This window comes from Phytohabitans rumicis (genome assembly GCF_011764445.1).
GTDB classification, from domain to species: Bacteria; Actinomycetota; Actinomycetes; order Mycobacteriales; family Micromonosporaceae; genus Phytohabitans; species Phytohabitans rumicis.
In genome coordinates this window covers 531,897-554,643 of sequence record NZ_BLPG01000001.1, presented here as the reverse complement: position 1 = coordinate 554,643, position 22,747 = coordinate 531,897, and the positions used below count along the sequence as shown (strand labels likewise).

Sequence of the window (22,747 nt, the reverse complement as noted above, 5' to 3'; positions counted from 1 at the left end):
GACACCATCGGCCTCGCGGTCCGCCATCCATCGCAGATTCCGTCGGCGGCCATCGCCATTCGCGCGTATGGAAGGGGATATCGATGCGTCGTGCTACCGACCGCGTTCGAATCGCGGCCGTACTTGCCCTGCTCATGGCCGCCGCTCCGGTGGCGCCGCCGGGCCGGGCGCAGGCCGCGCGGCCCGCCGCGCCGGCTCCGCTGTCGGAGGCGGCGGCCTCGGCGCGGGCCCAGGCGACCGGAAAGCCGGTGGAGGTCGGGGCGCTCACGTCGGAGACCCGCAAGGTGATGGCGAACCCGGATGGCACGTTCACCGCCGACCTGGCGGCCGGCCCGGCGCGGTTCAAGGACTCGGCCGGTGCCTGGCGGGACGTGGACCTGACGCTGGAGCGGCGCCCGGACGGGTCGGTGGCGCCGCGTGCTCACCCGCGCGGACTGGTGCTGTCCGGCGCCGCGGGCGGCGGCATCCACGACCTGGCGACGCTGGGATCCGGGCCGGCGCGGGTGGCGCTGGGCTGGCGCGGTGCGCTGCCCAAGCCGCTGCTGTCCGGCGTCACCGCCACGTATCCGGACGTGCGCCCGGGAGTGGACCTGGTGGTCGAGGTCCGGCGTACCGGCTTCGAGGAGTCCCTTGTGGTCCGGAGCCGGTCCGGACTGTCGGCGGTGGGCTCGATCGCGCTGCCCTGGCGGGTGGCCGGGGTGACGCCACGCGCGGCCGCCGACGGCGGTTTCGAGCTGCGCGGGCCGGGCGGAGGCTCGGTCGGGCGGATCCACCCGGCCCGGATGTGGGACGCCAGGGTCGCTCCGGGCTCGGGCGAGCACACGCACGTGGCCGCGGTGCCGATGCGGACGCTCGCCGTGGCGGACGGGTTGGGCACCGATGTGAGCCTGGTGCCGGACGCCAAGCTCCTGAGTGACCCGAAGCTTCAGTTCCCGGTCACCGTCGATCCGGCGGTGACGTACTACCCGGCCGGCTTTGACGCCTTCGTACAGAGCAACTTCACCACCGACCAGTCCGGGGCGAGCGAACTGAAGCTGGGCTTCACCGATGACACCGGGTCGTACACCGCTCGCTCGTTCCTGCGCTGGGACACCTCGGCGCTCATCGGCCGGCACGTGCTCGGGGCCACGATCTACCTGTACGAGACGTGGGCCTGGTCCTGCCGGGCGTTCCGGTGGCAGGTGTACGTCACCGGCTGGGCCGACACGTCGACGCGGTGGTCGAACCAGCCGTGGTGGGGCGGCCTGCTCGACTGGGGATCGACCATGACCAAGGGGTACGACCCGTGCGGCAGCGCCGATGGTTGGGTGACCTCCGACGTGCGCAACACCTTCCAGTGGGCCGCCGACAATTCTGTTTCCCTGTTTACCACCGGGATCCGCGCGGACCCGGCCGACGAGGGCAACCACGACTCCTGGAAGCGGTTCCACTCCGCCGAGGCGGCGAACGACCCGCACGTGGCGGTCACCTACAACACCAAGCCGAACACGCCCGACACCTTGCGGATCGACGGCAAGACGTGCGGCACCGGGGCCGGCCGTCCCGCGGTCGACACCGTCACCGGCCAGCCCGCGATGCAGGCCCGGCTCACCGACCCGGACGGCACCGAGGCGTCCCTGACGGGCTCCTTCTACCTCGCCGAGCTCGGCACCGCGCTGCCGGCCACCCCCACCGTGGTGGCCTCGGCGGTGGCCAGCGGAAACAGCGCGACGGCGGTGATACCCACCGCATTCGCCTTACAGGAAGGGCACGTCTACCACTGGCAGGCGCGTACGTATGACGGCAACGACCACTCGGTGATGACGGGCGACTGCGAGTTCATTGTGGACAACGGCGGACCGACAACCGCCCCACTCATCTCCTCGACCGACTATCCGGCCGACGGCAACTACCACGGCGGGCTGGGGGTGACCGGTTCCTTCACCCTCAGCGCCAACGGTGCCCCGGACGTGGCCAAATACCGCTACTGGTGGGAGGGCAAGCCCTTCCGCGAGGTGGCGGCGCCGACGCTGAGCGCCACCGTCACCGTGCCGATCACGCCGCCGTACCCGGACGTCGCGCGCCTGCTCGACGACGTGACGGTGGCCGGCCCGCGGGTGCTGCATGTGGCCAGTGTGGACCCGGTCGGGCACGTCGGGCCGGACCGGACCTTCTCGGTGCTGGTCGGCTCGGCACCGGCCCCGGCCGGGTGGTGGAAGCTGGACGACGGCGCGGCCGCGACGCAGCTGGCCGACTCGTCCGGCCGCAACCGGCCACTGACCGCGGAGGCCGCGGCCCCGGCCAAGCAGAACACCGGCTGGGGCGACGGCGGCAGCGCGTACACCTTCAACGGCTCGACGACGGCGCTGAAAGCCGGACAACCGGTGCTCAACACCGCGAAGAGCTTCAGCGTGTCGGCCTGGGCCCGGTTGACCGCGTTCCAATCAAGTTCGCAGAACGTGGTGTCGCAGGACGGCGCCCGGATGAGCGGCTTCCAGCTGTGGTACGCGCAGGTGGAGAACCGGTGGCAGCTGCAGATGGCCGAGGACGACGTGGACTTCGCCAGCCGTACCGAGGCACTGTCCACCCGGGCCGGACAGATCGGGGCCTGGACACACCTGGCCGGCGTCTACGACGCGGAGACCAAGCAGATGAGGCTGTACGTCAACGGGTCCCTGGAGGCGGGCGCGACCCTGGCCCGCGGCTTCAACGCGACCGGGTCGCTGCGGATCGGCCGTGCACAGTGGAACGGCCTTTCGGTCGACTGGTTCAACGGCGACATCGACGACGTACGGGTCTGGCAGCGGGTGATCGACCCCCGCGAGATCGCCGCCCTCGCCACGGCGGAGGTCGGCCGCTGGACGCTGGACTCGACCGTCGCGGACACCTCCGGCTTCGGGCACGACCTGAGCCCGGAGGGCAACGCGGGGTTCGACTATGTGGGCAACGATCCGGCCGACGCCGGCTCGGCGCTGCTCGACGGCTGGGGCAGCTGGTTCGCGACCGCCGGCCCGGTGGCCCGCACCGACCAGTCGTTCTCGGTGTCGGCATGGGCGCGGGTGTCGGCGGTGCCCACCGGCAACATCACCGCGATCGCCCAGGACGGCACCGGCCAGAGCGGCTTCTACCTCGGCCTGAAGCACGACGGGACCGCGCCGCACTGGAGCATGTCCATGGTGGACACCGACGCCCAGGCGACGGGTTGGGTGACCGCCGCGGCCGCGCCGGTGATCACCAACGCGGACGTGGGTCGCTGGTATCACCTGGTGGGCGTGTTCGACCGGCCGGCCCAGCAGATCCGGCTGTACGTCGACGGCGTGCTAGCCGCGACCGCGACTCGTACGGCGTTCTGGTCATCCACCGGCGTATTCACCGTGGGCCGCGCCCAGTGGTACTCGTCGGTCGGGCCGCTGCAGGTCGACTTCTGGCACGGCGCCATCGACGACGTGCGGGTGTACGCCGGCGTACTCACCCCGAACCGCATCGCCATGATCGACGACGGTCAGCTGTGATGGGGAGGCTTGACATGCGTAACAAGGTTTGCCTGGCGGGCGCGCTGGCGCTGTCGATGGTGGCCGTCCTGCTGCACCACGTACCCGCGCGGGCCGACGCGAAGTACCAGCCACCGCGGCCGGTGCTGGAGAAGCCGGTGCCCGGGGGCCCGCGCCGGAACGCCCGGCGCCCAAGCAGGCCGCGGTCAAGGCGTACGCGCCACCGGCGCCGGTGTGGCCGGCGCCCGGCGCGGCCGAGGTGGTGGTGTCGAGCACCGAGCCGGCCACCCGACTCGGTCCAGCGGAGGCGGCCACACCGATGCGTGCCGGCGCGCTGCCCGTGTGGGTGTCCCCACCGGCGGCCCCGGCAGCGCCGCGGCCCCGGCCCGGGTTCGCGTGGAGATGCTCGATCACGCGTCGGCGGCGAAGGCCGGGGAGCGGTCCTCGCCAGAGTGTCGCGTGTGGATGGACGGGCTGTCCGGTCGACGCTGCGGCTGCGGTTGGAGTACCAGCAGTTCGCCTCAGCGTACGGGGCCGACTGGGCAGACCGGCTGCGGCTCGTGGCGTTGCCGGAGTGCGCCCTGAGCACCCCCGAGCGTACGCAGTGCCGGGGCACCGTACTGCGTACCAGCAACGACGGCAGCGCGGTGAGCGCCGACGTGAGCCTGACCACCGCGAGCCTGGTCCTGCTGAGCGCCGGCACGTCGAGCGGATCGGGCGACTACGCGGCCAGCTCGCTGTCGCCCTCGTCGGTCTGGTCGGCCGGCGGCTCGTCCGGGGACTTCTCGTGGTCGTACCCGCTGCGGGCGCCGCCCTCCCTCGGCGGACCGGCGCCGTCGATCACCCTCGCGTACTCCTCACAGTCGGTGGACGGCCGGATGGCCGCGTCCAACAACCAGCCGTCCTGGCTGGGTGAGGGCTTCGAGTACTCGCCCGGCTACATCGAGCGGCGCTACGTCGCCTGTTCCGACGACATGGGCGGCACCGCCAACAACACGATGGCCAGCGGCGACCAGTGCTGGAAGACCGACAACGCGACCCTGTCCCTCAACGGTGGTGGCGGCGAGCTCATCTACAACGCGGACGAGGGCCGATGGCACCCCCGCAACGACGATTCCTCGAAGGTGCAGCGGATCGCCGGCGCCGACAACGGCGACAACGACGGCGAGTACTGGGTGGTCACCACCGCCAACGGCACCCGGTACTACTTCGGCCTGAACCGGTTGGCCGGGTGGACCTCCGGCAAGGCGAAAACCAACTCGGTGCTGACCGCGCCGGTGTACGGCAACAATCCGAACGAACCCTGCAACGCCACCGCGTTCACCGCGTCGTCGTGTACCCAGGCTTGGCGCTGGAACCTCGACTACGTCGTCGATCCGCACGGCAACACCATGTCGTACTGGTATGTGCCCGAGACCAACCTCTACGGGCGTAACAGGAGCACCACCGATCTCGCCTCGTACGTGCGGGCGTCGACCCTGCAGCGCATCGACTACGGCACCGACCAGCGCACGCAGGTCGCCGGGGTCGCCACCGACACCGTGTACACCGGGGCCAAGGCGCCGGCCCAGATCGTGTTCACCCCCGCCGACCGGTGCCTGTCGGCCTGCGCCACCCATGATGCGGCCCACTGGCCAGACGTGCCGTGGGACCAGGAATGCACGGCGAGCCCCTGCGACGTCAGCTCGCCGACCTTCTGGACCACCAAACGGCTCGCCGCGATCACCACCAAGGTGTTGCGAGGCAGTGACCACTCCGATGTGGAGTCGTTCACGCTGACCCACTCGTTCCCCGACCCCGGCGACGGCACACGGGCCGGGCTGTGGCTGGACCGGATCGGGCACACCGGTCTGGTGGGCGGCGAGATGACGCTGCCGGACGTGGCCATCACCGGCATTCCGCTCAACAACCGGGTCGACACCGCGTTGGCCAACGGGCTCAAGCCGATGAACTGGCGCCGCATCAAGACCATCACCACCGACAGCGGCGGGCTGATCGACGTCACGTACTCGCCGGTCGACTGCGTGTCCACGTCCCGGATCCCGAGCGCACCCGAGTCCAACGCCCTGCGGTGCTACCCCGTCCGCTGGACCCCGCCGGATCCCGGCCGCGAGATCGTCGACTACTTCCACAAGTACGTGGTGGCCCAGGTGGTCGAGAACGCCATCACCGAGCCGGCCAGCGGCAGCCCGTTGACCGCGACCACCGCGTACGAGTACGTGGGTGCGCCGGCCTGGCACTACACCGACGACGACGGGCTGACCAAGGAGAAGTACCGCACCTGGTCGGACTGGCGCGGCTACGGCACGGTGCGGGTCCGCAAGGGCACCGGCGCCGAACAGACGCTCACCGAGAACAGGTACTTCCGCGGCATGGACGGAGACCACCTGCCCTCGGGGCTGCGCAGCGCCAGCCTCGCCGACTCGAAAGGCTTGGCCACGCTGTCCGATGTGGACGGATACGAGGGCCTGCTGCGGGAGAGCATCACCTATAACGGACCGAACGGACCGGCGGTCGCCGGCGAGATCCACAACCCCGTCCGGTCCGCCCCGACCGCGAGCCGCACCATCAACGGCGTCACCGTCCATTCGCGACACGTCGGCTCGTCCGGCACCCACACCTGGGTCGCCCGCGACGGTGGGCGGGCCGACCGGTGGAGCCGCACCGCGACCCAGGTCGACTCCTTCGGGATGCCGGTCGCGGTGACCGACTACGGCGAAGACGCGGTCACCGGAGACGAACAGTGCACGCTGACCGACTACGCGCGCGACACCAACAAATGGCTGATGACATACCAGTCCCGGGCCCGAACCTACGCGTTGACCTGCGCCGAAGCGACCCAGCCGGGCCGGGTGCTGACCGCCGACGACGTCGTGGGCGAGTCCCGCACCTCGTATGACAACCAGCCCTGGGGCACGGCGCCGACGGCCGGCGACGTGACCGCCATCGAGCAGCTCGCGGACTGGAACGGCACGACCGGGAGCTACCTCACCGTGGCCCGGACCGGCTACGACGCGTACGGCCGCGGCGTCGACGCCTGGGACGTGGACGGCAACCACACCGCGACCGCCTTCACCCCGGCCAGCGGTGCGCCGGTCACCCGGATCACCGTCACGAGTCCGGCCGGCTGGACCTCCTTCACCGACCTGGACCCCGCCTGGGGAGCCACGGTCGCCTCCGTCGACCCGAACAGCCGGCGCACCGACCTCTCCTACGACCCGCTCGGCCGGCTCAGCGGCGTGTGGCTGCCCGGCCGCAGCAAGGCCGCACAGCAGGGCGCCACCACCACCTACACCTATTCGCTGTCCACCACCGCGCCGAACGTGGTCACCGAGTCGACCCTCAACCAGGCCGGCGGGTACACCACGACCTACACCCTGTACGACGCGCTGCTGCGCCCCCGCCAGACCCAGGTGCCGGCCAGCGGGAGCGCCGGTGGGCGGATCGTCACCGATACCTTCTACGACACCGCCGGCCGGGCGTACCAGTCCTACGACGCCTACCACGCCGCCGGCGCCGCGTCGGGCGTACTCTTCCTGCCGGCCAGCGGCCACGACGACATCCCGGCCTGGAACCGGACCTACTACGACGGCGCCGGCCGGGCCACCGGCAGTGTCTTCTTCTCGCGCCTGGTCGAGAAGTGGCGCACCACGACGGCGTACACCGGGGACCGCACCGACGTCACGCCACCGGCGGGGGCGACGACCACCTCCACCATCACCGACGCCCACGGCCGGGTCGTCGAACGGCGCCAGTACCACGGACGCCAACCCACCGGCACCTACGACGCCACCCGGTACACCTTCAACCGGAAGGGGCAGCTGACCAAGGTCACCGCGCCGGACGGGGCGCACTGGGACTACGGGTACGACCTGCGCGGCCAGCAGACGTCGGTGGAGGACCCGGACAAGGGCCGCTCGACGACGACCTACGACAACGCGGGCCAGGTGACCTCCGTCACCGACGCGCGCGGGACCACGCTGGCCTACCGGTACGACACCCTCGGCCGCCGGACCGGCGAGTACCTCGGGTCCACATCGGGCACTCAGCTCGCCGGCTGGGCGTACGACGAGATCTTCAGCGGCACCGGCGAGAACATCAGTCGCGGGCTGCTCACCAGCAGCACCCGCTACGTCGGCGGAGCCGCGTACACGACCGCCACCACCGGATTGGACGCGGTCGGACGCCCGTCGCGGCAACAGGTGACCATCCCGGCCAGCGAGGGCGCCCTGGCCGGCACCTACATCTCGTCCAGCACGTACAAGGTGGACGGCACCCTGGCCACCACGACCGTGCCGGCCATCGGCGGCACCGGTGGCCTGCCGGCGGAGACCCTCACCTACGGCTATGACGCGCTGGGCAAGCCGGCCACCCTGTCCACCTCGATAGGGTCGACCAGCTACGTCTCGGCGACCAGCTACACCCAGTTCGGCGAGGTGTCCGACACCACGCTGCGCAACGCCAGTGGACCGGTCGTCGACCTGCTCCGGTCCTATGAGGACGGTACGCACCGGCTCGCCCGGTCCTGGATGACCCGGCAGACCAACCCGGCCACCCTGTCCGATCTCACCTACACCTACGACCCCGCCGGCAACATCGCCAAGACCGCAGAGGTCTCGGCCGTGGCCGGCGCCGAGACCCAGTGCTACGGCTACGACTACCTGCGCCGGCTGACCGGCGCGTGGACGCCCCAGTCCGGCGACTGCGCGGCGGCGCCGGCCGCGAGCTCGCTCGGCGGTCCCGCGCCGTACTGGCTCAGCTGGACCTTCGACGTGTCCGGCAACCGCACCGGCCAGGTGAACCACACCGCCGCCGGTGACTCCACCACCACGTACCACTATCCGGCCGCCGGCCAGGCGCGGCCCATGGGCTCACCGCCACCAGCGGACCCGGCGGCGCGAGCGCCACGTACGGCTACGACGCCGCCGGCAACACGGTCAGCCGCCCGGCCCCGACCTCCGGGACCCAGAACCTGACCTGGGACGCCGAGGGGCATCTGGCCGGCGTCACCGACGGGTCGGGCGCGACCACGTTCGTCTACGACGCCGACGGCAACCGGCTCATCCGCCGCGATCCGCAAGGCGCCACGCTCTACCTGGGTGGCCAGGAACTACGGGTGGGCACGGGCGGGCAGGTGTCGGCCGTGCGCTACTACGCCCACGGCGGCCAGACCATCGGCATGCGCACATCGACCGGCCTGACCTGGCTGCTCCCCGACGAGCAGGGCACCGCCCAGACCAGCGTCGACTCGGTGACCCAAAACAGCCAGCGGCGCCGGCAGACCCCGTACGGCGGACCGCGCGGCACCGCACCGTCGTGGCCCAACGACAAGGGCTTCGTCGGCGGCACCCAGGACAACACCGGGCTGACCCATCTCGGCGCCCGCGAGTACGACCCGGTCATCGGGCGATTCGTCTCGGTCGACCCGGTCATCGACGACTCCGATCCGCAACAGATGCAGGGCTACTCGTACGCCTCGAACAACCCGGTGGTGTACTCGGACCCGTCCGGGCTGCTGTACCAGCCCCCGACGGCGGCAGCGGCCACACCCTGACCGGGCCGGCCGCCATGTATTCCTGCTACTACAGCGGCATCGGCTGCAACGCGGCTCCCGCCCCGACCACGCCCACCGTCACGCCGAACCCGAAGCCCGAACCGAAGAAGTGCGGCGTCCTCGACGTCAAGTGCAACGTCAAGAAGGCGGCCAAGGCGGCCAACAAGGCCATCCAGGCCACGGTGAACTGGGTCGACGAGCACAAGGCGCAGATCGCCGGATTCGCGGTCGGATTCGCGATCGGCTCCCTCTGCACGGTCGCCACCTTCGGCATGGGCGCGGTGGGGTGTGCCATCGTCGCCGGCGCGGTCGGCGGTGCGCTCGCTGCGGCGACCACGTACGGAGTCGAGGTAGCCGAGGGCAAACACAGCTTCGACCTCGGGGACTTCGGCAAGACGGTGGGCTTGGGCGCGGTCTTCGGCGCCGCCGGCGCGGCGCTCGGCTACGGAGCCGCGAAGGGACTCGGCAAGATCGTCGAGCATGTCACCCGCCCGGTGCCCAAGCCGGTGCCGCCGACGCCGAAGATTCCGCCGGCCAAGCCGTCCGGCAATACCCCGAGGCCGGGGTACCCAAGAACCGGATGGGTCCCTCGGAGGAAAAGTTCGCGAACTCCGACGACGCGCATAAGTTGGGGGCAGATGAGGCGGCCAAGGCGGAGGATGCGGACCTGGGGCAGACGCGCACGTACGCGGGCGTGCCGCCCAAGGAGACCGCAACGGCGCTGGATACCTCGACCGGTGCGGGCGGGTTCAACGTGGCGGCGAGCCTGGTCATCATCGGGATGCGGGTGAAGGGATTCGGACGCTGGATGCGCGGTCTGCCCCAGTACCCGCGGGGCAAGGTCCCCGACCCCAAGCACCCGACGGGAAACCCCTATGAAAATCCCAACATGAAATAGAGCGATGCCGGCCAGATCATCGAAGCCAACAAGTAGATCTAGAGAGCTTTCGGGGTCAGGGTGGGGATAGTCCGGTAGCGGTGAGGTAGCCGTCGATGATGCCTGCGCGGTATTGCATGCGTTTGAGGCGGTTCTTCACGGCTGCGGTTAGTGCGGTGGCGGTGGTGGCGGGAAGGTTGGCCAGGCTGCGTTTCATCGTGGACCAGACCTTCTCGACCGGGTTGAGTTCAGGGGCGTAGCCGGGCAGCAGGTAGACCCTCAGCCAGGGCCGGTCGGCGATCAGTGCGCGCATCCGTGTGGACTTGTGTCCTGATAGCCGGTCCCAAACCAACACGATCGGCGCGGCGAGTTGTCGGTGGGCGGCGTCCAGCAGGTCGGCGAAGTCGGGTTCGCGGAAGCCCTTCGGGTCGCCTTTGCGGCCGCGGTAGGTGCGGGTGCGGTAGATCAGTCGGCTGGGGTGGCCGGGCCGGTAGCAGACCAGCCCGGCTATCGATACCCGGACGTTGCCTTTGGCGGTGACCTTGACGACCGGGGTGTGGCCGCGTGGGGCCCAGGTGGTCGCCTTGGCGGGGTGAAGAGTTTGGCCGGCTTCGTCGGCGAAACAGATCCAGGCGTTCAGCCTGCCCGCGAGTCTTTTACCGCTGGCCACTGATATCGGCGCCAGCGGGCGATGGCTTGCTCGTCCCGCTCGATCGCTCGCCGGGTCGGCAGTTGTGGGCTGAACCCGAGCCGCCGCATCGCTTCCCAGGTCGTGGTCACGCTGACCCGGACCTTGAACATCAACCCGATCAACGCCGCGACCCGGGCCAAAGTCCAGCGCTGGTCCTCGCGGTAACCAGCCGCGGCCGGACCTAGTTCCAGCCGCGCCTTGAGCTTGGCCAACTGCGCGTCGGACAGTGTCGGGTCCGGGCCCGGCGCACCTTTGGACGCCAACGCCTGCACGCCACCGCCCTGCCAGACCCGCCGCCACTGGTACGCCGACTTCTGCGACACCTCTAACCGTTTGGCGACCTCGACCGGCGCCACCCCTTGGGCGAACAGGTCCGCGGCCTGCCGGCGGACCTGCTCGCGCCGCACTCGCGCGGACTGGTTGACGCCGCCGCCATCGCCGTACCTCATACCCCAAGCCAAGCGGACAAACCAGCAGAAAGCGATCACCCGCAAGAAGCATTGTGGACAGACAACAAACCCTAACCCCGAAAGCTCTCTAGACGAGAAATGGCTGAGATCGAACCATTTCTCGTCTAGATCTAGAGAGCTTTCGGGGTCAGGGTGGGGATAGTCCGGTAGCGGTGAGGTAGCCGTCGATGATGCCTGCGCGGTATTGCATGCGTTTGAGGCGGTTCTTCACGGCTGCGGTTAGTGCGGTGGCGGTGGTGGCGGGAAGGTTGGCCAGGCTGCGTTTCATCGTGGACCAGACCTTCTCGACCGGGTTGAGTTCAGGGGCGTAGCCGGGCAGCAGGTAGACCCTCAGCCAGGGCCGGTCGGCGATCAGTGCGCGCATCCGTGTGGACTTGTGTCCTGATAGCCGGTCCCAAACCAACACGATCGGCGCGGCGAGTTGTCGGTGGGCGGCGTCCAGCAGGTCGGCGAAGTCGGGTTCGCGGAAGCCCTTCGGGTCGCCTTTGCGGCCGCGGTAGGTGCGGGTGCGGTAGATCAGTCGGCTGGGGTGGCCGGGCCGGTAGCAGACCAGCCCGGCTATCGATACCCGGACGTTGCCTTTGGCGGTGACCTTGACGACCGGGGTGTGGCCGCGTGGGGCCCAGGTGGTCGCCTTGGCGGGGTGAAGAGTTTGGCCGGCTTCGTCGGCGAAACAGATCCAGGCGTTCAGCCTGCCCGCGAGTCTTTTACCGCTGGCCACTGATATCGGCGCCAGCGGGCGATGGCTTGCTCGTCCCGCTCGATCGCTCGCCGGGTCGGCAGTTGTGGGCTGAACCCGAGCCGCCGCATCGCTTCCCAGGTCGTGGTCACGCTGACCCGGACCTTGAACATCAACCCGATCAACGCCGCGACCCGGGCCAAAGTCCAGCGCTGGTCCTCGCGGTAACCAGCCGCGGCCGGACCTAGTTCCAGCCGCGCCTTGAGCTTGGCCAACTGCGCGTCGGACAGTGTCGGGTCCGGGCCCGGCGCACCTTTGGACGCCAACGCCTGCACGCCACCGCCCTGCCAGACCCGCCGCCACTGGTACGCCGACTTCTGCGACACCTCTAACCGTTTGGCGACCTCGACCGGCGCCACCCCTTGGGCGAACAGGTCCGCGGCCTGCCGGCGGACCTGCTCGCGCCGCACTCGCGCGGACTGGTTGACGCCGCCGCCATCGCCGTACCTCATACCCCCAAGCCAAGCGGACAAACCAGCAGAAAGCGATCACCCGCAAGAAGCATTGTGGACAGACAACAAACCCTAACCCCGAAAGCTCTCTAGAGATTCTGAGCTACCGCGACGTCCGTCGCGTTCCGGGCCGTCGCTCCCGCGGCCTCACCCTCCGCGGTCCACAACCCACAGCCCCGGCCCGCAGGGCCGGCAAACCACGGCGGGCAGGGGTGAGAGGTGGAGTGCCGCCGCGAATCCGCCCGGCACCGCGCGCCGGGGTCGATTGTGGACCGCGCAGGGCGAGGCCGCGGGAGCAACGGCCCGGAACGCGACGGACATCGCGGTAGCTCAGAACTCGAACCTGAACCTGAACCTAACCTGAAAACCGCTTTAGACCGCGCTATTGCTCGGCTCCGCGCTGCTGCCGAATAGCCGCCGGTACGTCGCCGGACTGTGCCCGAAGTACTGCCGGAAGCGCCGGCTCGCGTAGTTCGGGTCCGGCCAGCCGACCATCCGCCCGATCGTGGCCACGGGCAGATCCGTCTCGATGAGCAACGCGGCGGCGCGTTCGGCGCGCAGCCGGCCCAGGTAAGCGATCGGCGATGTGCCCAGCTGCGCGGTGAACTGCCGGGCCAGGTGTGTCGAGGAGACGTGGACGGCGGCGGCGAGGGCGCCCAGTGTCCACTGTGTCGCGACGTCCTCCTCAAGGAGCCCGGCGGCCGCGAGCGCGGCCGGATAGGCGCGGTGCACCGGCGCGGCCTCCCGATCGTGGCCGGGATCCGTGGCGGCGACCGCGCCGAGCACGCACAGCAGCAGGCCGAGCCGCATGGCGTAGCGGGGGCCGGGGGCACCGCCGGCCATCTCGGGGAGCGCGCTCTCGACCGTTTCCAGCACGCCGGCCGGCAGCTGCCATGGCTGGTCGTCCGGCGCACCGGCGGCGCCGGCCAACCGGGCGAGCTGCGGCTCCTCGCGTACCCAGGCCAGCTCCCGCCGGAACACCTCCGGCGCCACGTAGAGGTTGCTGACCGACAGCCCTCGGCAGTCCTCGTAGCCGTGCCAGTCGCCGGGACGCAGGAGGATCACCGATCCGCGCCGCAGCCGCCGGACCCCGCTCGCGGCGCGGTGGGTGGCCGTGCCGTGGGTCACCACGGCCAGCTCGATGAAGTCGTGACTGTGCGCCGTGGTCTCCGGCAGCCGGTCGAACCGCTCGGCGGCCACGGCGACGGCTACGGCGGAGAAGACCTCGGCCCGCTGTACTCGGTGCATGAGTAGATTGTGCTACCAGTGCGCTCCGACTGTCCTAGCACCGTGAGAGGCCCGCATGCCAGCGTGGCAGTCACACGAAGCCAAACTTAGGAGCGCGGCATGATTGGTGAGGACCTCGTCGAGGCGTACCGGCGTGACGGTTTTGTCCACATCCCCGGGCCATCTCGGCGGCGGAGGCGGAGCGGTTCCGGGTGGCGGCGATAGCCGCGCAGGATCGGATCGCGGACCACCACGAGGCGGCGACCTTCACGCAGTTGCTGCAGCTGTGGCGGCAGGACGACACGTTGCGGGAGCTGACCTTCCACCCCAACCTGGCCGGCATCGCCCGGCAACTGGCCGGCGTCCCGCTGCGCCTGTGGCACGACCAGTTGCTCATCAAGCCGCCACACAACGGCGCGGCCACCGAGTTTCACCAGGACCAGCCGTACTGGCCGCACGCCAACTCCCGGCACGCGCTGTCGGCCTGGGTGGCACTGGTCGACGTACCGGTCGAGCGCGGCTGCATGACGTTCATCCCCGGGTCGCACGGGCTGCGCGGCCTGCGCCCGCAGGACCTGACCGACAGCGCCGACCTCTTCCGGATCGCGCCCGAACTGGCATGGCAGCGGCGGGTCACGATGCCCCTGCGCGCCGGCGACTGCACCTTCCACAACGCGTACCTGGCGCACACCGCCGCGCCGAACCTCACCGACGACCCCCGGATCGCACACGTCGTCATCTATGTGGACGCCGACCTGACCTACCTCGGTGCTCCGGGACACGTGGTGACCGACCCGCTCCACCTCACCGTCGGGCAGCGGCTGCCGGACAGCGACTTCCCGCCTTTTGTTTGACGCAACAAAACTGTTCACCTTCCTAACGGAAGATGTAGACATATCAATGGCAAGTCCGTTAGGGTCGGACAACGTAGTCATCGAGGTGGCCGTCGGCGCGGCCACCTCGCAGTCCGAAGGTTGTGTCCTCGCCTGGGGAGTGGCACCTCCTTGACGCTGGCATCGCCTGCTGTCGATCTTCGGCCCTGATCTCGGACCATCCCTGCCCGCATGCGGGCCCGGCGGCGACCGCCGCCCGGCTCGGCACGCGGGTCGGCTGACGCTGCCCGTCTACGCCATCCGTCGAAAGGTTGTGTCGGACATGCCATCGACCCCTGCGCGCCTGCTCGCGGCGGTCGCCGTCCTGTTGATGAGCACACTCATGGCCTCGGTGCCGGCGGCGTCCAGTCCGCCGGGCGCACAACTCCAGGCTCAGGTGCTCACGTGGACGGCGAACGACAGCTTCCAGGCGTACGCCTCCGTACCCACCACCGCCGTCGCGGGACCGACCACCATCGTGTTCGAGAACAGCGCCGCCACCGGCAACACCACCGGAATGCAGCACACACTCACGTTCGACACCGGCAACCCGGCCTACAACCGGGACGTGGACCTGAACATCCTGGCCGACCCGTTCGACACCAATCGCGGCCGGTGGACGGTCGACGTGGTGCTCACGCCCGGCACCTACCGCTACTTCTGCGCGATCCCCGGCCACGGCACCATGACCGGCCTGCTGGTGGTCACCGGCGGCGGCGCGGACACCACCCCGCCGGCGGTGACCGCCCAGGTGACCGGCGAGCGCGACGGCGACGGCGGGTACGTCGGCGCCGCCACCGTCAACCTGTCCGCCACCGACACCGGCTCCGGTGTCGCCCGGGTGGAATACGCCATCGACGGCGGCGCGTACGGCACCTACTCCGGCCCGGTGACGGTCAACGCGCCCGGCCAGCACACGGTCAGCTACCGCGCCACGGACGTCGCCGGCAACACGTCCGAGCCGCAGTCGGTGTCGTTCCGGGTGGTGGCGCCGACGGACCCGGACACCACCGCGCCCACGGTCACCGCCTCGGTCACCGGTGACCGCGATGGCGACGGCGCGTACGTCGGGACCGCGACCGTGACGCTCTCCGCCACCGACACGGAGTCCGGTGTGGACAGTGTCGAGTACTCCCTCGACGGCCAGGCGTACGCCGAATACACCGCCCCGCTCACCGTCAACACGCCGGGCCAGCACGCGGTCAGCTACCGGGCCACCGACGTCGCCGGCAACATCTCGCCGCCGCAGTCGGTGTCGTTCCAGGTCGTGGACGAGCCGGACCCGGACACCACCGCGCCCACCGTCACCGCACAGGTGGCGGGGGACCGCGACGAGAACGGCGGGTACGTCGGCGCCGCCACCGTGACACTCACCGCCACCGACGCCGGGTCCGGTGTGGACGCCGTGGAGTACTCGCTCGACGGCCAGCCGTACGCGGCGTACACCGCGCCGGTGCGGGTGGGCCAGCCGGGCCAGCACGCGGTCAGCTTCCGCGCCACCGACAAGGCCGGCAACACGTCCACGCCGCAGTCGGTGTCGTTCCTCGTGGTGGACCAGACCGAGCCGGACACCACCCCGCCGGCCATCACGGCAGCGCTCAGCGGCGACCGCGACCAGAACGGCGCGTACGTCGGCGCCGCGACAGTCACCCTGACCGCCACCGACACCGAGTCGGGCGTCGCCACGGTGGAGTACTCCGTGGACGGTCAGGCGTACGCCGCATACACCGCCCCGGTCGCCGTCAACGCGCCGGGCCAGCACGCGGTCAGCTACCGGGCCACCGACGCCGCCGGCAACACCTCGCCGCCGCAGTCGGTGTCGTTCCAGGTCGTGGCGCCGCCGCAGGACACGACCCCACCGGCCGTCACGGCCACCCTCAGCGGAAGCCGCAACTCGGACGGCGCGTACGTCGGCGCCGCCACCGTGACGCTGACCGCCACCGACGCCGGCTCGGGCGTCGACCGCGTGGAGTACTCGGTGGACGGTCAGCCGTACGCGGCGTACACCGCGCCGGTGACGGTCAACCAACCCGGCCAGCACGCGGTCAGCTACCGCGCCACCGACAAGGCCGGCAACACGTCGACCGCGCAGACGGCGTCGTTCACCGTGGTCGCCACGCCCAGCCCGGACAACACACCGCCGACCGTGGCCGCCGCCATCACCGGGCAGATGGACGGCAGCTGGTCGTACGTGGGCAGCGCCACCGTCACGCTCACCGCCGCCGACACCGGCGGTTCCGGCGTGTTCCGCGTCGAGTACGCCCTCGACGGGCGCGGCTACGTCGTCTACACCGGACCTGTCACGGTCAACACCGCGGGCCAGCACACCTTCAGCTACCGGGCCACGGACCGGGCCGGCAACGTCTCCGGCACGGCGTCGACCACGTTCACCGTCGTCGAGAGTGGACCGCAGCCGCCGTCCTGCCGGGTCGCCGACACCCGGCCGACGGTGTGGATCGGCACGAAGAACAGCACCGTACCCAACCGCGCCGTGCAGGGCGGCTGCTGGATCAACAACCTCATCGAGGACGAGAGGCCCTGGCCCGACCACGCCGCGTTCATGGAGCACGTCCGCGCGGTCGCCGAGCACCTGCACCACCGTGGCGTGGTCACCCTCAAACAGCACAACACCCTGGTACGCACCGCCTCCGACTCCGGCGTCGGCAAGCCCGAGGCCCAGCAGGGCTACCAGCCGCTGCTGGACCGCACGCCCGCGTCGTTCCCCTTGTGGGAGCAGGTCGGGGCGGGCGGCTTCACCCGCAACGCCGACGGGTCCATCACCAGCCGCCCGGTCGCCGGGCTCGGCATGCTCTGGTTCCCGGTCCGCGCGTACGGCGACTTCTCGCTGAGGCTGCAGTGGCGCGACGACGCGCCCGGCGACGGCCGCGCCAACAGCGGTGTCTTCGTCCGCTTCCCGCAGGTGCACCAGCACCCGCAGGAGCCCCGCCCGGAGTGGGTGGCCATCAAGTACGGCCACGAGCTGCAGATCAACGACCGGGCGGACGGGGATGCCTACAAGAGCGGATCCGTGTACGGCTTCGACCGGGTCGGCCTGGACGGCGCCGGCGTCAGCGCGAAGGGAGCCTGGAACGACTACGAGATCCGCGTCGTCGGCCAGCACTACTCGGTGTTCCGCAACGGCGTGCTGATCAACGAATACGTCAACGACCCCGGCGCGGTCTTCGACCCGCCCCGCCCCGACGACCCGGGCGGCGCCGGCCGGCAGAACCCGACCGGCTACATCGGACTGCAGAACCACGGTGCCGCCGACGTCGTGAGCTTCCGCAACGTCCGCGTCGCCGCGCTGACCCCGTGAGATTGGACGGACCTTGAAAACACGAAGGCTATTGGTCCTCGCGGTGGTAACAGTGACGTTCGTCGTCGCCGGCGGAAATGCCGTCGCGGGTCAGAAAGCAAGCCAGGTCACCGGCGTCAACGCGATTGCCGCCGCGCGCTCGGCCGAGCGGCCGCAGGGCTGCGTCGCACCCGACCGCGGCATCGACCTGTACGCGGTGGAGCTGCCCAAGGACCCGGTGACGGGCCAGGTCCGGCTCGGCTACGGCCTCACCCCGCTGTCGGCCTCGTACCCCGGGCCGACCATCGAGATGATCGAGGGGGAGTGCCTCGCGATCACCCTGCACAACCAGGTGCCGGTGGCGACCCTGGAGCAGCTGCGCACCGACCCCAAGCACCCGATCGGCGTGTCCCTGCACGCGCACGGGGTCAAGTACACCCAGATGTCCGACGGCACGGTGCACAGCGACTCGTACGTGCCGCCGGGCGGGTCGCGCACCTACATCTGGTTCGCCAAGCCGCGTAACGCCAACGACGGCTCGCAGGGCACGGCCGGCTATTGGTGGTACCACGACCACGTCGTCGGCGGCCCGCACGGCACCCAGGGCATCGCCACGGGCCTGTTCGGCGGGCTCGTCGTACGCCGGCAGGGCGACCAGCGGCCGGACCGCACGTACGTGCTGGCCTTCGGCGACCGGCAGACCATCAACCTGCGGCGCAGCCCGGAGGCCGACACGTGTGACCCGCAGAACCCCCAACCCGGCCCGACCTGCCTGGTCGCCCGGCTCGGGGAACGGGTGGAGTTCGTGGTGATCGGCATCGGCAACGACATGCACACCTTCCACGTGCACGGCCACTCCTGGGCGGACACCCGCACCGGCCGAGTCGACGGCAGCAAACAGCTCGTCGACTCGGTGCCGGTCGTCGACAACAAGACCCTCGGCCCCGGCGACACCTTCGGCGCCCAGATCGTCGCCGGCGACTCGGTCGGGCCGGGGCACTGGATGGTGCATTGCCACATGCAGTTCCACTCCGACCTCGGCATGTCCACCACGCTGCACATCTTGGACGAGAACGGCGTCGTTCTGACGCACGGAAACCACGGCTGACCCGAGGAGGAGTAGAGATGAAACGGTTCTTCCGGCGCGCGGCTGCCCTGGCCTGCGCCGCCACGCTGGCGCTCGGCCTGCTTTCCGTGCCCGCGTCCGCCGCCCCCGCCCCGGTCGTGCTGCCGCCCACCTGGGGCGCCAACCGGGTCAACGTGCTGGTCTTCCACGGCGTCGCGGAGCAGCAGGACGACCCCGTCACCCGCGCCGTCAACCTCATCAAGGAGCTGGGCGCCGAGGAGGGATTCTTCGTCCACACCTCGACCGACCCGGCCGTCTTCAACCCGGCGAACCTGGCCCGCTACCGCAGCGTCGTGTTCCTCTCCGCGAACGGCGTTGCGCTGGGCGACGCGCAGGAGGCGGCGTTCCAGGCGTACATCAAGGGCGGCGGCGGCTTCGTCGGCGTCCACGACGCGGCCCGCGCGCAGCCCGGCTCGGAGTGGTTCACCGGCCTGATCGGCACCCGGCCGGCCGCGGGCCTGCCGAACGCCGAGAAGGTCGTGGAGGTCACGGCGAGCGGCAGCAACCCGCCGAGCGAGACCGCCGCCCAGTTGGTCGACGGCGCCGTCGGCACCAAGTGGCTGGTCCGCACCCCGAACGGCTGGGTCGTCGCCAAGCTCGGCGCCCCGGTCGTCGTGTCCCGGTACGCGCTCACGTCCGCCAACGACTTCCCCGGCCGGGACCCGAAGGACTGGAACCTGCAGGGCTCGGCCGACGGCGCGAACTGGACCACATTGGACACCCGCAGCGGCGAGACCTTCCCGCAGCGGTTCCAGACCAAGCAGTACACGTTCACCAACACCACGGCGTACCAGTACTACCGGCTGAACATCACCGCGAACGGCGGCGAGCCGCTGACCCAGCTGGCCGAGCTGTGGCTGATCGGGCCGGACGCCGGCCCGCCGCCGGAGGCCACCGTGCAGGAGGCGGTGGTCAGCGTCACCGACCGGCAGCACCCGGCCAACGACGGCCTGCCCCTGACCATCAAGCGCTCCGACCAATGGATCAACTGGGATCCAAGCCCGGTCGGCCGGGTGCACACGGTCGCCCAGGTGCAGGAGCACACGTACAACCCGGGGCTGAGCCGCAACGGCGCGTTCCATCCAATCTCCTGGTGCCGCGACTACGACGGCGGCCGGTCCTTCTACACCGGCATGGGCCGCACCGAGGCGAGCTACACCACCGACACCCGGTTCCAGAGCCACCTGCTCGGCGCGATCCAGTGGACGTCCGGGACCGTGCGCGGCGACTGCCAGGCGACGATCGCGGCGAACTACCGCACCGAGCGGCTCACCACCACCAACCAGACCGGGCAGCTCGACCAGATCGGCGAACCGCACGGCCTGACCATCGCCCCGGACGGCAAGGTCTTCTACATCGGCAAGGCATCGTGCGCGACCGCGCCGGTCGTGGACTGGGCCAACCCGAACGTCGGCCTCGGCTGCGGCACCATCCACCAGTGGGACCCGCGGACCAGGCAGGTCAAGCTGCTCACCACGCTCGCCGTGATGGGCAACCGGGGCAGCGGCAGCGAGCTGGTCAAGAACGAGGAGGGACTGGTCGGGATCACGCTCGACCCGAACTTCGCGGACAACGGCTGGGTCTACGTCTACTGGATGCCGCACCAGTCGATCGACCGGGACAAGCGGATCGGCCAGCGGACCGTCTCCCGGTTCACGTACGACGCGAGCCAGCAGACCATCGACCACAGCACGCGCAAGGACCTGCTGCACTGGGACACCCAGATCCACAGCTGCTGCCACGCCGGCGGCGGCATGACGTTCGACGAGTCCGGCAACCTCTACATAGGAACGGGTGACAGCAACTCCTCCGGTGGCTCCAGCGGGTACTCCGGCAACAACTGGACCCAGGAGTTCGCGGGCACCTCGTTCCAGGACGCCCGCCGCACCGCCGGCAACACCAACGACCTCAACGGCAAGATCCTGCGCATCCACCCCGAGCCGGACGGGACGTACACGATCCCCGACGACAACCTCTTCACCGGCCTGGAGCAGGGCGGCGGCAAGACCCGCCCGGAGATCTACGTGATGGGCGTGCGCAACATCGCCCGGATCGCCTGGGACCCGGTCAACGACTGGCTCACCGCCGCCTGGGTCGGGCCGGACGCCGGCGCGCCGAGCCCGGAGCTGGGCCCGGCGAAGTACGAGACCGCGACCATCATCCAGCACGCGGGCAACCACGGATGGCCGTACTGCATGGGCAACCGGCAGCCGTACCGCGACCGGTCCAACGTGGACGCCGAGGTGCTGACCGGCTGGTACGACTGCGACAACCCGAAGAACGAGTCGCCCCGCAACACCGGCCTCGTCAACCTCCCGCCGGTCCGGGACAACATGATCTGGTACTCGCCGCAGGGCGGCGGACCGGTCTTCCCCAAGCGCGCCGACGGCAGCGGCCTGCCGACGTACGTGCAGTCGGAGTCGACGTACACCCAGCCGTACCTGACCGGTGGCGGGCAGGCCATCATGGATGGTCCGACCTACCACCGTTCCGAAGTGGACACCGGCAGCGGCGTTGCCTGGCCGGCGTACTGGGACAACAAGTGGTTCATCGGCGACGAGTCCAACAGCAACAATCGGATAGCCGTCACCGTCGACCCGGGCACGGTCGACCACGCCGGCGCGCCCGCGTTCGCCGAGGATCTCAAGCCCATCATCCAGCCCGGCACCGGCGGCACGCAGCTACAGTCCTGGATGGACGCCAAGTTCGGCCCGGACGGGGCGCTGTACCTGCTCGACTACGGCAACGGCTTCTTCACCCTGCACCCCAACCAGAAGCTGACCCGCGTCACGTACCAGGGCGGCCCGGCCACCCCGCACCCGAGCCTGGCCACGGCCCGTTCCATCGCGCAGGCCCAGCCTCGGACGGTGGCGTTCTCCGCGGCGAAGGTGGGCGGCGTGGCCTGGGAGTGGGACTTCGGCGACGGCAAGACGTCGACGGCACCGCACCCCAAGCACACGTACAAGCGGTACGGCACCTTCCAGGCGACGCTGAAGGTGACGTACGCCGACGGCGAGGTCGTCACCGCGACGATCCCGGTCACCGCCGGCTGCGCCGCACCCGACGCCCGGCCCACCGTCTGGCTGCTCGAGGTCGACACCGGCGTCGGTAACCATCCGGCCGGCGGCGGCTGCACGGTCAACGACCTGATCGACGACGAGGCGATGTGGCCCAACCACGGCTCCTTCGTCAACCACCTCGACGAGGTGCTGGCCGAACTGACCGCCGCGCACGTCGTCGACAACCGCGAGGCCGGAGTCCTGCGCCGGTCCGGGGCCCAGTCGGCGATCGGCTCGACACCCGGGTACCAGGCCATCTACGACAACACGGCGTACTCCCTTTCCGGGTGGCGCCAGGCGCCCGGCGGATCGTTCCAGGTCCGGCCGGACGGGTCCATCCGCAGCCAGGGCGGCCTCGGCATGCTCTGGTACGCGGACCGGCCGCTCGCCAACTACTCGATCAAGATGCAGTTCCGGGACGTCTCGCCGGAGGGCGTCCGGGCCAATAGCGGCGTCTTCGTCCGGTTCCCGGACCCGCGGACCCCGGTCGACCAGCGGCCGCCGGGCAGCTGCGGCACGATCGGCTCGGCCCGCTCGTCGCCCGCCTGGGTCGCCATCTACTGCGGGCACGAGATCCAGTTGTACGACGGCGAGACGGGTGAGCCGCAGAAGACCGGATCGGTGTACAACTTCGCGCCGAACACGCTCGACCGGGCCGGCGCGACCCCGAAGAACCAGTGGAACGACTACGAGATCAAGGTGGAGGGGCAGCACTACACGATCATCCGGAACGGTGTGGTGATCAACGAGTTCGACAACACGCCCGGGAAGCAGTCGTCCCGCGCGGGCGACCCGGCGACGGACCTGCGCCAGTTCGTCAGCGGCTTCATCGGGCTGCAGAACCACGGCACCAACGACCTGATGGAGTTCCGCGACATCCGGGTGCGGGAGTTCTGACCGCGGTCGCCCCGCCCC

13 protein-coding genes and 1 pseudogene are annotated in these 22,747 nt (G+C 70.4%); 8 read left to right on the top strand and 6 right to left on the bottom strand.

The window, feature by feature from the left end:
* Window positions 1-83 precede the first annotated feature (83 nt).
* The 3 genes and pseudogenes from Prum_RS02395 to Prum_RS02380 form a co-directional block, all read left to right on the top strand.
* Window positions 84-3,491: a LamG-like jellyroll fold domain-containing protein gene (locus Prum_RS02395; RefSeq protein ID WP_173073578.1), complete on the top strand. Its 3,408-nt coding sequence runs from the start codon at window positions 84-86 to the stop codon at window positions 3,489-3,491.
* The gene (locus Prum_RS02390) at window positions 3,491-8,446 is read left to right on the top strand and encodes a hypothetical protein (RefSeq protein ID WP_503826921.1); all 4,956 of its coding nucleotides are present in this window, start codon (window positions 3,491-3,493) and stop codon (window positions 8,444-8,446) included. Before Prum_RS02395 ends, Prum_RS02390 begins: the two co-directional genes overlap by 1 nt.
* A pseudogene (locus Prum_RS02380) lies at window positions 8,434-9,024 on the top strand (RHS repeat-associated core domain-containing protein); the annotation flags it as partial. The gene Prum_RS02390 and the pseudogene Prum_RS02380, both read left to right, overlap by 13 nt.
* 28 nt (window positions 9,025-9,052) lie before the next feature.
* Here Prum_RS02380 and Prum_RS02375 read toward each other — a convergent pair.
* Window positions 9,053-9,361 carry a hypothetical protein gene (locus tag Prum_RS02375; protein WP_173073574.1) on the bottom strand — a complete coding sequence of 103 codons (309 nt, stop codon included), beginning with the start codon at window positions 9,359-9,361 and terminating at the stop codon, window positions 9,053-9,055.
* Between the two features lie 243 nt (window positions 9,362-9,604).
* Between Prum_RS02375 and Prum_RS02370 the strand changes: the two genes are divergently transcribed.
* On the top strand, window positions 9,605-9,922 hold the full coding sequence (locus Prum_RS02370; protein ID WP_173073572.1) for a hypothetical protein: 318 nt from the start codon (window positions 9,605-9,607) through the stop codon (window positions 9,920-9,922).
* Window positions 9,923-9,977: 55 nt separating this feature from the next.
* Here the strand turns inward: Prum_RS02370 and Prum_RS02365 are convergent, their stop codons facing one another.
* The 5 genes from Prum_RS02365 to Prum_RS02345 form a co-directional block, all read right to left on the bottom strand.
* Entirely contained in the window at window positions 9,978-10,571 is a 594-nt protein-coding gene (locus tag Prum_RS02365; protein ID WP_173073570.1) for a transposase, read from the bottom strand.
* On the bottom strand, window positions 10,538-11,041 hold the full coding sequence (locus Prum_RS02360; protein WP_173073568.1) for a winged helix-turn-helix domain-containing protein: 504 nt from the start codon (window positions 11,039-11,041) through the stop codon (window positions 10,538-10,540). Before Prum_RS02360 ends, Prum_RS02365 begins: the two co-directional genes overlap by 34 nt.
* 148 nt (window positions 11,042-11,189) lie before the next feature.
* Window positions 11,190-11,783 (bottom strand): transposase, encoded by a 594-nt coding sequence (locus tag Prum_RS02355; protein WP_173073570.1) that lies wholly within the window; start codon window positions 11,781-11,783, stop codon window positions 11,190-11,192.
* Window positions 11,750-12,253 (bottom strand): winged helix-turn-helix domain-containing protein, encoded by a 504-nt coding sequence (locus tag Prum_RS02350; protein ID WP_173073568.1) that lies wholly within the window; start codon window positions 12,251-12,253, stop codon window positions 11,750-11,752. The genes Prum_RS02355 and Prum_RS02350 overlap by 34 nt, the downstream gene beginning before the upstream one ends.
* A 372-nt stretch (window positions 12,254-12,625) precedes the next feature.
* Window positions 12,626-13,501, bottom strand: coding sequence for a helix-turn-helix transcriptional regulator (locus Prum_RS02345; protein WP_173073565.1), 876 nt, complete (start codon window positions 13,499-13,501; stop codon window positions 12,626-12,628).
* Between the two features lie 161 nt (window positions 13,502-13,662).
* Here Prum_RS02345 and Prum_RS02340 point away from each other — a divergent pair, with 161 nt between their 5' ends.
* The 4 genes from Prum_RS02340 (at window position 13,663) to Prum_RS02325 (ending at window position 22,729) form a co-directional block, all read left to right on the top strand.
* Window positions 13,663-14,334: a phytanoyl-CoA dioxygenase family protein gene (locus tag Prum_RS02340; protein WP_218577676.1), complete on the top strand. Its 672-nt coding sequence runs from the start codon at window positions 13,663-13,665 to the stop codon at window positions 14,332-14,334.
* 349 nt (window positions 14,335-14,683) lie between these two features.
* The gene (locus Prum_RS02335; protein ID WP_425571459.1) at window positions 14,684-17,668 is read left to right on the top strand and encodes an OmpL47-type beta-barrel domain-containing protein; all 2,985 of its coding nucleotides are present in this window, start codon (window positions 14,684-14,686) and stop codon (window positions 17,666-17,668) included.
* A gap of 52 nt (window positions 17,669-17,720) precedes the next feature.
* Window positions 17,721-18,755, top strand: a complete 1,035-nt coding sequence (locus Prum_RS02330) for a multicopper oxidase domain-containing protein (RefSeq protein WP_173073561.1) — start codon at window positions 17,721-17,723, stop codon at window positions 18,753-18,755.
* 17 nt (window positions 18,756-18,772) lie between these two features.
* Complete coding sequence (locus Prum_RS02325) at window positions 18,773-22,729, top strand: ThuA domain-containing protein (RefSeq protein WP_173073559.1); 3,957 nt, start codon at window positions 18,773-18,775, stop codon at window positions 22,727-22,729.
* Window positions 22,730-22,747 lie beyond the last annotated feature (18 nt).

Coding starts and splice junctions, on each gene's coding strand:
- Prum_RS02395 (WP_173073578.1), top strand. CDS start 84: ATGCGTCGTGCTACCGACCGCGTTCGAATCGCGGCCGTACTTGCCCTG.
- Prum_RS02390 (WP_503826921.1), top strand. CDS start 3,491: ATGGGGAGGCTTGACATGCGTAACAAGGTTTGCCTGGCGGGCGCGCTG.
- Prum_RS02370 (WP_173073572.1), top strand. CDS start 9,605: ATGGGTCCCTCGGAGGAAAAGTTCGCGAACTCCGACGACGCGCATAAG.
- Prum_RS02360 (WP_173073568.1), bottom strand. CDS start 11,041: ATGAGGTACGGCGATGGCGGCGGCGTCAACCAGTCCGCGCGAGTGCGG.
- Prum_RS02350 (WP_173073568.1), bottom strand. CDS start 12,253: ATGAGGTACGGCGATGGCGGCGGCGTCAACCAGTCCGCGCGAGTGCGG.
- Prum_RS02345 (WP_173073565.1), bottom strand. CDS start 13,501: ATGCACCGAGTACAGCGGGCCGAGGTCTTCTCCGCCGTAGCCGTCGCC.
- Prum_RS02335 (WP_425571459.1), top strand. CDS start 14,684: ATGAGCACACTCATGGCCTCGGTGCCGGCGGCGTCCAGTCCGCCGGGC.
- Prum_RS02325 (WP_173073559.1), top strand. CDS start 18,773: ATGAAACGGTTCTTCCGGCGCGCGGCTGCCCTGGCCTGCGCCGCCACG.